This is a genomic window from Microbacterium sp. ISL-103 (genome assembly GCF_018613995.1).
Lineage (GTDB): Bacteria > Actinomycetota > Actinomycetes > Actinomycetales > Microbacteriaceae > Microbacterium.
The window spans coordinates 1-9,210 of sequence record NZ_JAGGPD010000165.1; the positions used below are offsets into that span (position 1 = coordinate 1).

Here is a 9,210-nt window from a genome sequence, read left to right on the forward strand (position 1 = left end):
AGGATCGAGCCGGTGATCGCGAGTGCGGCGATCACGACGAGCAGGACGAGCAGGGTGATGAACGCCCACTGCGGGAACTGCGCAGTGACGCCCTGCTCTTCGAGGAGCCCGGTGTCGGGGTCGCGCACCAGGGTGCCGTCATCGCCGACGTACTCGCGCTGACGCAGGAGCCAGAAGATCGAGACGGCTTCGGTCGCGATCGCGATGGCCCAGAGTGCGACCGCTGTCCAGCGGAATGCGGTCGCCCTCGACTTCGCGGCCGCGGTGGGCTTCCATCCGGCTGCGGGTTCATCTCCCGCTGCGCTCGGGGTGCTCGGCTCGACGTTCTTGTTCTGCTCGGCCACGGTGATCCTTCCCGGCGGGCGGGCCCCTCTGGCCCAGATGCCACCGAGCCTAGTGGACCGTGTGTTCTACGCTGGGGACATGACTTCCGATTCCGACGACGCCCTCAACTGGGACGGCGACGAGGGTGATTCTCCGACGAGACCCGCGTCGAAGGGCTCTGTTCCGCCGGCGTCACCGGACCCAGTGCCCGATTCGAGCGACCCCGCCCTTCCGGACGGATGGAACGCGGTGGGCAAGGGCAGCGACGCCGTCGGTCGATTCGAGGCCGAGGCGCCGGGGGAGGAGAGAGAGCCGCTGAGCACGGCGATGCTGCTGACCCTCGGGGTCGTCGGAGGCATCTACCTGCTCTACAGCGTCGGGTGGGTCGTCGGCGGTCTGCGTCTCAAGCCGCTCGCGAACCTGATCGTGGACGACGCGATGTACGTGCCGTGGTTCGTCCTCGCGGTCGCGGCGCCGGCGCTCTGGTTCCTCGCGGTGTGGGTGCTCACTCGTGCCCGGGCGAGCTGGATCCGCATCGGACTCCTGCTCGTCGGAGTGGTGCTGCTGGTGCCCTGGCCCTTCGTCACGGTGGGAGTGATCGGATCATGACCGAAACGCAGGCTGTGTCACCGACGTCGTCGGGATCCCCTCGCTGGCTCAGCGGACTCGTGCTCGGACTCGCGGGTCTCCTCTACGCCTACGCGATCTGGAACGCGATCGCCCACCTCGTCTCGATGGCGCAGAGCGGGCTCACCGGCATCGGATGGGTGACCCTCGTCTTCGGGGTCGTCTTCCCGGCGATCGTGTTCGTCTTCGCGTACGCGATCGGAAGACGTCGTGGTGCGGGTGAACTGGCGCTGGTGCTGCTCGCCGGGCTCGGCATCGTGGCGGTGTTCTGGCTGAGTCTGATCGGCTACAGCATTCTCAACATGTCGGATCTGGTGACCGTCGCACCCTGAACCCGGCGTCACACGGCACGGAGCAGCGGGAGCGCTCGGGTACAGTTGAAGTGATCGCGCCCCCACGGTGTGCGGCGCATCGGCCCCCTGTCGCGCTGCCCCGAAGGATCCCTGTGCCGAAGCCCGTCGTGCTCATCGCTGAAGTTCTCTCTCCCGCCACGACCGAGGCCCTCGGCCCCGACTTCGACGTTCGCACCGTCGACGGCACCGATCGGGAGGCGCTCTTCGCGTCGCTCGCGGATGCCGACGCCGTGCTGATCCGCTCGGCGACGCACATCGACGAAGAGGCGCTCACGCACGCGCCGAAGCTGAAGGTCGTCGCCCGCGCGGGTGTCGGGCTCGACAACGTCGACATCAAGGCGGCCACCACCGCCGGTGTCATGGTCGTGAACGCGCCGACATCGAACATCGTCTCCGCGGCAGAGCTCACGGTCGGGCACATCCTCAGCCTCGCGCGCCGCATTCCCGCAGCCCACGCGTCTCTCTCGGCCGGACAGTGGAAGCGCAGCCCGTTCACCGGTGCCGAGCTCTTCGAGAAGACCGTCGGCATCGTGGGCCTCCGCCGCATCGGCGCGCTCGTCGCCGCGCGTCTCGCCGCGTTCGACATGCGCGTCGTCGCGTACGACCCCTACGTCACCTCGGCGCGCGCCCAGCAGCTCGGTGTGCAGCTCCTGTCGCTCGACGAGCTCGTCGCCGAAGCCGACTTCCTCACGATCCACATGCCCAAGACCCCCGAGACGACCGGCATGATCGGCGCCGAGCAGTTCGCGGCCATGAAGCCGACCGCGTTCGTCGTGAACGTCGCCCGTGGTGGACTGATCGATGAAGAGGCGCTGCATGCAGCCCGCGTCGCAGGTGAGATCGCCGGAGCAGGTCTCGATGTCTTCACGTCCGAGCCGCCGGCCGAGGGCGGCACTGCCCGTCCGCTGCTCGACCTGCCGAACGTCGTCGTCACCCCGCACCTCGGTGCCAGCACCGAAGAGGCACAGGAGAAGGCCGGTGTGTCGGTCGCACGCTCGGTGCGTCTCGCCCTCGGCGGAGACCTCGTCCCCGACGCGGTCAACGTCGCCGGTGGTGTCATCGATCCGTACGTGCGTCCGGGCATCTCTCTGGTCGAGAAGCTCGGTCAGATCTTCGCAGCCCTCTCGACCTCGCCGCTCACGAGCCTCGACGTCGAGGTGCACGGCGAGCTGAACGACTACGACGTGAGCGTGCTCAAGCTCGCGGCGCTGAAGGGCGTCTTCACGAACATCGTCAGCGAGACGGTCTCGTACGTCAACGCTCCGCTGCTGGCCGAACAGCGTGGCATCGCGGTGCGCCTGCTCAAGGATGACGTCAGCGACGAGTACCGCAACGTGATCACCCTGGCCGGAGCCCTCTCCGACGGCACGCAGCTCTCGGTGTCGGGCACCCTCACCGGTCCGAAGCAGTCCGAGAAGCTCGTCGCCATCAACGACCACGCTCTCGAGCTGCCCATCGAGAAGCACCACGTCGTGATGCTCTACACCGACCGCCCGGGCATCGTCGCGGTCTACGGTCAGAAGTTCGGCGAAGCCGGCATCAACATCGCCGGAATGCAGATCTCGCGTCTCGGCGCCGGCGACCAGGCGCTCAGCGTGCTCACCCTCGACTCACCGGTCTCCGACGACCTGCTCGATGATCTGCGCAGCGAGATCGACGCCGACCTGTTCCGTCAGATCGAGATCACCGAGATCTGATCGGATCCTCGCCGGGAGCGGGAGGGGTGGCCGAGAGGTCGCCCCTCCCGCTCTGTCGTGCGGTGCGCGTCACGGCGCGGTGGCGCGCAGGACGAGTGCGATCAGATCGGCGAGTCCGTCGCTGCGGGGTACGAGTCGCTCGGGTCCGTGCACGTCGAGCGAGTTGTTGAAGTAGAGTCCGTCGCTCAGGAGCATCACGAGGTCGAGGCTCGCCGCATCGCGCACGTGAGGGCGGATCGTGTCCTCCCACCGATCCCTGTTGTGACGCAGGGCCTCTGCAGCGGGCGCGGATCCGGCTTGCGCGAGGCGCGTCGCGGCGATCAGCACGCGGTCGAGGGCGTCGTCCTCCATGACCGACGTGCGCACGTAGTAGGCCACCGGGCCTTCGGCCGCTGCCGTCATCCGCTCGAGATCGAGAGTCGTCAGACGGTCCAGGCGCTCGATGAGCCCTGCCGCCAGGTCGTCCTTCGAGCCGAAGTGATAGAGCAGGCCACCCTTCGACACGCCGGCGGCCTTCGCGGTGGCGTCCAGGGTCGCTGCTCGTTCGCCGTCGTTGATGACGATGTTCTCGAAAGCGTCGAGAACACGTTCTCTGGCGAGGGGAGGTCGGGGCATCGAGGGTCCTCTGTTCGTCTCGCTTCACAGTAACGCGGGAGTATGACGATTCTGTTACTATACCATCTGGACGGTTTAGTAATGCGACCGTCGATGATCCTGAGAGGTGTTCCATGATTCGTACTGCGTCGATCCCGACGACAGAGACGGATGCTCCCCGCGTCGGAGCCCGTGGCTGGGCGGCGCTCGTCGTGCTCATGCTGCCGGTGCTGCTTGTGTCGGTGGACAACACGGTGCTGAGCTTCGCGCTGCCCGAGATCTCGATCGCACTGGCCCCCACGGGCGCCGAGCAGCTGTGGATCATCGACGTGTACCCGCTCGTGCTCGCCGGCCTGCTCGTCACGATGGGAACCCTCGGCGACCGCTTCGGACGCCGCAGGATGCTGCTGATCGGTGCCACGGGCTTCGCGGCCGTGTCGGCTCTCGCCGCGTTCGCGCCGACGGCCGGTCTGCTGATCGCCGCTCGCGCGCTGCTCGGTTTCTTCGGTGCGATGCTGATGCCGTCGACGCTGTCGCTGCTGCGCTCGATCTTCCAGAATCGCGACCAGCGTCGCCTCGCGATCGCGGTGTGGGCCTCGGCGTTCTCCGCGGGTTCGGCCCTCGGCCCGATCGTCGGCGGATTCCTGCTCGAGCACTTCGACTGGGGCTCGGTCTTCCTGATCGCCGTCCCCGTGCTCATCCCTCTGCTGATCGCGGCACCGCTGCTGGTGCCTGAGAGTCGCGATCCGAACCCCGGACGCATCGACATCGTCAGCATCGTCCTCTCGATGGCCGCGATGATCCCCGTCGTCTATGCGATCAAGTCGCTCGCCGTCGATGGCCCGAGCCTCACGGCCGGGGCGTGGGCTCTGCTCGGCGTGGTGATGGGCTACCTGTTCGTCCGTCGGCAGACGCGTGCCGAGGTGCCGATGCTCGACATGGCGCTGTTCCGCCGCGGCTCGTTCTCCGGTGCGATCCTGGTGAACCTGCTGAGCGTGGTCGCGCTGGTCGGATTCCTGTACTTCGTCTCGCAGCACCTGCAGCTGGTGCTCGGCCTCTCGCCGATGACCGCGGGGGCAGCACTCGTCCCCGGCATGGTCGCGATGATCGTCGCGGGGCTCTCGGTGGTGCCGATCTCGCGTCGAGTTCCCCCGCACATCATCGTCCCGGCGGGACTCGTCTTCTCGGTGGCGGGGTATCTGCTCGTCGCGTTCACGACGGTCGACCACGGCGTCGCACCCCTCATCCTCGCGTTCGTGGTGCTCGGCATCGGTATCGGCGGCGCCGAGACCATCTCGAACGAGCTCATCCTCTCGAGCGCTCCGGCGGAGAAGGCGGGAGCCGCGAGCGCGGTCTCGGAGACCGCGTACGAGCTCGGAGCTGTCCTCGGCACGGCGGTGCTCGGTGGGTTGATCACCGCCTTCTACCGCGGCGCGCTGGTGGTGCCGGACGGCATCCCCGCTGAAGCCGCCCGTGCGGCGGAGGAGACGCTCGCCGGTGCCTACACCGCCGCACAGGAGCTTCCGGGCGAGCTCGGAGCAGCACTGTGGGACGCGGCATCCACAGCGTTCGGGTCCGGTGTCATGGTGACCTCGCTGATCGGCGCGGGCCTCGTGGTGGTCGCCGGCGTCATCGCCGCCGTCACACTGCGCAAGGCCCCCTCGCACTGACCAGTACGCTGGACGAACCGGCCCGTTCCGCATCCGCTCGAGCGCCGGCCGGTTCATCCCGATGCAAGGAGTGTCATGTCGCGTGTCGTGAAGCTGGCCGTCATCCCCGGTGACGGAATCGGTCCGGAGGTCGTCGCCGAGGCCGAGAAGGTGCTCGATGCCGTCACCGCGGACTCCGATGTCACCTTCGACAAGACCCGCTTCTCGCTCGGTGCCGCCCGCTTCCTCGCGACCGGCGACACGCTCACCGACGACGACCTTCGAGCGATCTCGGAGAACGACGCGATCCTGCTCGGTGCGGTCGGCGGCACGCCCGGCGACCCGCGTCTGAAGGACGCGAACATCGAGCGGGGTCTGCTGCTGAAGCTCCGATTCACCCTCGACCACTACGTGAACCTGCGGCCCTCCAAGCTCTTCACCGGCGCGTCCGGACCGCTCGCGAACCCGGGCGAGATCGACTTCGTGGTGGTCCGCGAAGGCACCGAGGGCCCCTACGTCGGCAACGGGGGAGCGATCCGCAAGGGAACGCCGCACGAGGTGGCGAACGAGACGTCGGTGAACACCGCCTTCGGCGTCGAGCGCGTCGTCCGCTACGCGTTCGACCTCGCCGAGCGACGTGACAAGAAGGTCACCCTCGTGCACAAGACCAATGTGCTCGTGCACGCCGGTGCCATCTGGCAGCGCGTCGTGAACGAGGTCGCAGCCGAGCACCCCGAGGTGTCGGTCGACTACCTGCACGTCGATGCCGCCACGATCTTCCTCGTCACCGACCCCTCGCGTTTCGACGTCATCGTGACCGACAACCTCTTCGGCGACATCCTCACCGACCTCGCAGGGGCGGTCACCGGAGGCATCGGTCTCGCAGCGTCCGGCAACATCAACCCCGACGGGTCATTCCCCTCGATGTTCGAGCCGGTGCACGGATCCGCCCCCGACATCGCGGGTCAGCAGAAGGCCGATCCGACCGCGGCCATCCTCTCGGTCGCTCTGCTGCTGGATCACCTCGGACTCGCCGACGAGGCCGCGCGGGTCAGCGCCGCCGTCGAGTCCGACATCGCTGCCCGCACGGGCACGCGCACCACCGCGGACATCGGCTCCGCGATCACTGCTCTGCTCTGAACGACAGGCGTAGGCTGAGACGGCGCGAGGATGCGCGCCGCACGAGGAATGGATGACGAGATGACGACCATCGACGCCGAGACCACCGTGACTCCTCTGGAGTTCGCTGTGACGAAGAACCTGACGGCTGCGACGCCCGGTCGCGTCGCCGAGGTTCACGAGAACCCGGGCTTCGGCGTGGTCTTCACCGACCACATGGTCGACATCTGCTGGTCGGTCAAGGGAGGGTGGCACCGCCCGCGCGTGCAGCCCTACGGGCCGATCCCGCTCGACCCGGCGGCGTCGGTTCTGCACTACGCCCAGGAGATCTTCGAGGGCATCAAGGCGTACCGTCATGCCGACGGCTCGATCCACACGTTCCGGCCCGACCGCAATGCCGCCCGTCTGCAGGCGAGCGCCCGACGGCTCGCCCTGCCGGAGCTGCCGACGGAGTACTTCATCCAGTCGCTCCGCGAGATCATCAAGGTCGACGGTCGCTGGGTGCCGTCCGGCGCCGACCAGAGCCTGTATCTGCGCCCCTTCATGTTCGCGAAGGAGGCCTTCCTCGGGGTCCGCGCAGCTCAGAAGGTCGCCTACTACGTCATCGCCAGCCCCGCGGGCGCGTACTTCACCGGGGGAGTGAAGCCCGTGCGCATCTGGCTCTCCGAAGACTATGCGCGTGCAGGCAAGGGCGGCACGGGCAAGGCGAAGACCGGCGGCAACTACGCGTCGAGTCTGCTCGCCCAGAGCGAGGCCAGCGCCAAGGGCTGCGACCAGGTCGTGTTCCTCAACGAGGAGCGCAACGTGGAAGAGCTCGGCGGCATGAACGTCGTGTTCGTGTTCAAGGACGGCCGGGTCGTCACGCCCGAGTCCGACAGCATCCTCGAGGGCATCACGCGCGACTCGCTGCTGCAGCTCGCCGAGGACCGCGGATACACCGTCGAGAAGCGCCCCATCTCGATCGACGAATGGCGAGACGGCGTCGCCTCGGGCGAGATCGTCGAGGTTTTCGCGTGCGGCACCGCTGCGGTCGTGACGCCGATCGGCGCTCTCGTGGGCGACGGGTTCGACGAGCCGCAGCCCCTCGGGGACCTCGCACTTTCGCTGCGCGAAGAACTCACCGACATCCAGTACGGCCGCCGCGAAGACCGGCACGGTTGGCTGCTGCGCCTCGACGCCTGACCGCCTGAACGAACTCCCGAGACCCCGTCGCGCGAACTCCGCACGACGGGGTCTCGTCGTCCGTGACGCTGGCTAGGCTGGATGCCATGAAGAGCGCCCGATTCAGCCACGACGACGCCATCCTCTTCGGGATCGTCGACGACACCGACCTCGTCGTCCTCGCGGGAGATCCGCTCTTCGCGGGATACGAGCCGACGGGCGACCGTGTGCCGATCGCGGATGCCGTGATCCTGGCACCGGTGATCCCGCGTTCCAAGATCGTATGCGTCGGCAAGAACTACCACGACCATGCGGCCGAGATGGGGGGAGTGGCCCCCGAGGAGCCGCTGCTGTTCCTCAAGCCCAACACCTCGGTCATCGGCCCCGGCGACGCGATCGTGCGGCCGGCGATCTCGGAGCAGACCGAGTTCGAGGGAGAGCTGGCGGTGGTGATCGGCAAGGTCGCGAAGAACGTGAAGGCGGCCGACGCTCTCGACCACGTGCTCGGCTACACGATCGGCAACGATGTCACCGCGCGCGATCTGCAGCGCAAGGACGGCCAGTGGGCGCGTGCCAAGGGATTCGACACGTTCTGCCCCCTCGGCCCCACGATCAGCACCGACTTCGATCCCTCGACCGCGACGATCCAGACCCGTGTGAACGGCGAGGTGCGCCAGAAGGCGCCGCTGACCGACATGATCCATTCGGTGGAGTCGATCATCGAGTACGCGTCGGCCGTCTTCACCCTGCTTCCCGGTGACGTGATCCTGACGGGCACGCCTGCCGGAGTCGGTGCGTTCGAGGCCGGGGACACGGTCGAGGTCGAGATCACGGGGCTGGGGATCCTGCGCAACACGGTGCGCGACGCCGCGCGCGCATCATGACCGTCGTCGCCCTCACGGCGACCGAACAGGCGGCGGTGCAGCGGCGGACGGTTCTGGTGCTCTCGCTCGGCCAGGTCCTCGGCGGGATCGCGTTCGGGGCGACGGTGTCGCTCGGCGCGCTGCTCGCGGCAGACATCTCGGGCAGCGATGCGCTGTCCGGACTCGCGACAGCATCCGTCACCCTGGGGGCTGCGCTGTGCGCCATCCCCCTCGCTCGCCTCGCGGCCAGGGTGGGGCGCCGCCGTGCGCTGACCCTCGGCAATCTGTTCGCGCTCGTGGGGATCGCCGTCGTCATCCTCGCCGCATCGCTGCGCGTGTTCCCGCTGCTGCTCGTGGGGATTCTGATGATCGGCGCCGGCAACGCGGGCAACCTCCAGTCCCGATTCGCGGCCACCGACCTGGCAGCCGCGAAGCACCGCGGACGCGATCTCTCGATCGTCGTCTGGGCCACCACGATCGGGGGTGTCGCGGGCCCCCTGCTGCTCGGTCCGGGAGAGATCGTCGGTGCGGCGATCGGCATGCCGCCTCAGACCGGTTCGTATGCGTTCTCGTTCGTGGCCCAGTGCGCGGCGCTGATCCTCTATCTCGTGGCCCTCAGGCCCGACCCGCTGCTGGCCGCGCAACGGCTCGTGACCGCGACGGCGGCGGCGACGGGCACGGTGATGGCCGATCGCCCGGTCGTCGCCCGCTATGCGATGTTCGCGGTCGCCGGCTCGCACGTGGTCATGGCGTCGGTCATGGCGATGACTCCCGTCCATCTCGCGCACATGGCGCACGGCGCCCACGGCATGTCGCCGACGCC

Annotated in this window: 9 protein-coding genes and 1 pseudogene; 8 read left to right on the forward strand and 2 right to left on the reverse strand. The window is 68.2% G+C overall.

Going from position 1 to position 9,210, the window contains the following annotated elements; all coding sequences use genetic code 11:
- Positions 1–344, reverse strand: a pseudogene (locus tag J7E68_RS06890) (hypothetical protein); the annotation flags it as partial.
- Between the two features lie 79 nt (positions 345–423).
- On the opposite strand from J7E68_RS06890, the gene J7E68_RS06895 reads away from it, so the two are divergent.
- From J7E68_RS06895 to serA, 3 genes are all read left to right on the forward strand, one after another.
- Positions 424–933, forward strand: a complete 510-nt coding sequence (locus tag J7E68_RS06895; RefSeq protein ID WP_215171109.1) for a hypothetical protein — start codon at positions 424–426, stop codon at positions 931–933.
- A complete protein-coding gene (locus J7E68_RS06900; protein ID WP_215171111.1) occupies positions 930–1,283 on the forward strand; it encodes a hypothetical protein in 354 nt (117 codons plus the stop codon). Before J7E68_RS06895 ends, J7E68_RS06900 begins: the two co-directional genes overlap by 4 nt.
- Before the next feature lie 113 nt (positions 1,284–1,396).
- Complete coding sequence (gene serA / locus J7E68_RS06905; protein WP_215171113.1) at positions 1,397–3,001, forward strand: phosphoglycerate dehydrogenase; 1,605 nt, start codon at positions 1,397–1,399, stop codon at positions 2,999–3,001.
- Between the two features lie 69 nt (positions 3,002–3,070).
- On the opposite strand, the gene J7E68_RS06910 is transcribed toward serA, so the two are convergent.
- The gene (locus J7E68_RS06910) at positions 3,071–3,616 is read right to left on the reverse strand and encodes a TetR/AcrR family transcriptional regulator (RefSeq protein WP_215171115.1); all 546 of its coding nucleotides are present in this window, start codon (positions 3,614–3,616) and stop codon (positions 3,071–3,073) included.
- 113 nt (positions 3,617–3,729) lie between these two features.
- Here J7E68_RS06910 and J7E68_RS06915 point away from each other — a divergent pair, with 113 nt between their 5' ends.
- The 5 genes from J7E68_RS06915 to J7E68_RS06935 all read left to right on the forward strand — a co-directional run.
- Entirely contained in the window at positions 3,730–5,265 is a 1,536-nt protein-coding gene (locus tag J7E68_RS06915) for an MFS transporter (protein ID WP_215171117.1), read from the forward strand.
- Between the two features lie 75 nt (positions 5,266–5,340).
- A complete protein-coding gene (locus J7E68_RS06920) occupies positions 5,341–6,384 on the forward strand; it encodes a 3-isopropylmalate dehydrogenase (RefSeq protein ID WP_215171119.1) in 1,044 nt (347 codons plus the stop codon).
- A gap of 60 nt (positions 6,385–6,444) precedes the next feature.
- The gene (locus J7E68_RS06925; protein ID WP_215171121.1) at positions 6,445–7,545 is read left to right on the forward strand and encodes a branched-chain amino acid aminotransferase; all 1,101 of its coding nucleotides are present in this window, start codon (positions 6,445–6,447) and stop codon (positions 7,543–7,545) included.
- 86 nt (positions 7,546–7,631) lie between these two features.
- Positions 7,632–8,408, forward strand: a complete 777-nt coding sequence (locus J7E68_RS06930) for a fumarylacetoacetate hydrolase family protein (protein WP_215171123.1) — start codon at positions 7,632–7,634, stop codon at positions 8,406–8,408.
- Positions 8,405–9,210 (forward strand): MFS transporter (locus tag J7E68_RS06935; protein WP_215171125.1); only part of this gene is annotated, 806 nt, incomplete at its 3' end. The genes J7E68_RS06930 and J7E68_RS06935, both read left to right, overlap by 4 nt.

Coding starts and splice junctions, on each gene's coding strand:
- J7E68_RS06895 (WP_215171109.1), top strand. CDS start 424: ATGACTTCCGATTCCGACGACGCCCTCAACTGGGACGGCGACGAGGGT.
- J7E68_RS06900 (WP_215171111.1), top strand. CDS start 930: ATGACCGAAACGCAGGCTGTGTCACCGACGTCGTCGGGATCCCCTCGC.
- J7E68_RS06910 (WP_215171115.1), bottom strand. CDS start 3,616: ATGCCCCGACCTCCCCTCGCCAGAGAACGTGTTCTCGACGCTTTCGAG.
- J7E68_RS06915 (WP_215171117.1), top strand. CDS start 3,730: ATGATTCGTACTGCGTCGATCCCGACGACAGAGACGGATGCTCCCCGC.
- J7E68_RS06920 (WP_215171119.1), top strand. CDS start 5,341: ATGTCGCGTGTCGTGAAGCTGGCCGTCATCCCCGGTGACGGAATCGGT.
- J7E68_RS06925 (WP_215171121.1), top strand. CDS start 6,445: ATGACGACCATCGACGCCGAGACCACCGTGACTCCTCTGGAGTTCGCT.
- J7E68_RS06930 (WP_215171123.1), top strand. CDS start 7,632: ATGAAGAGCGCCCGATTCAGCCACGACGACGCCATCCTCTTCGGGATC.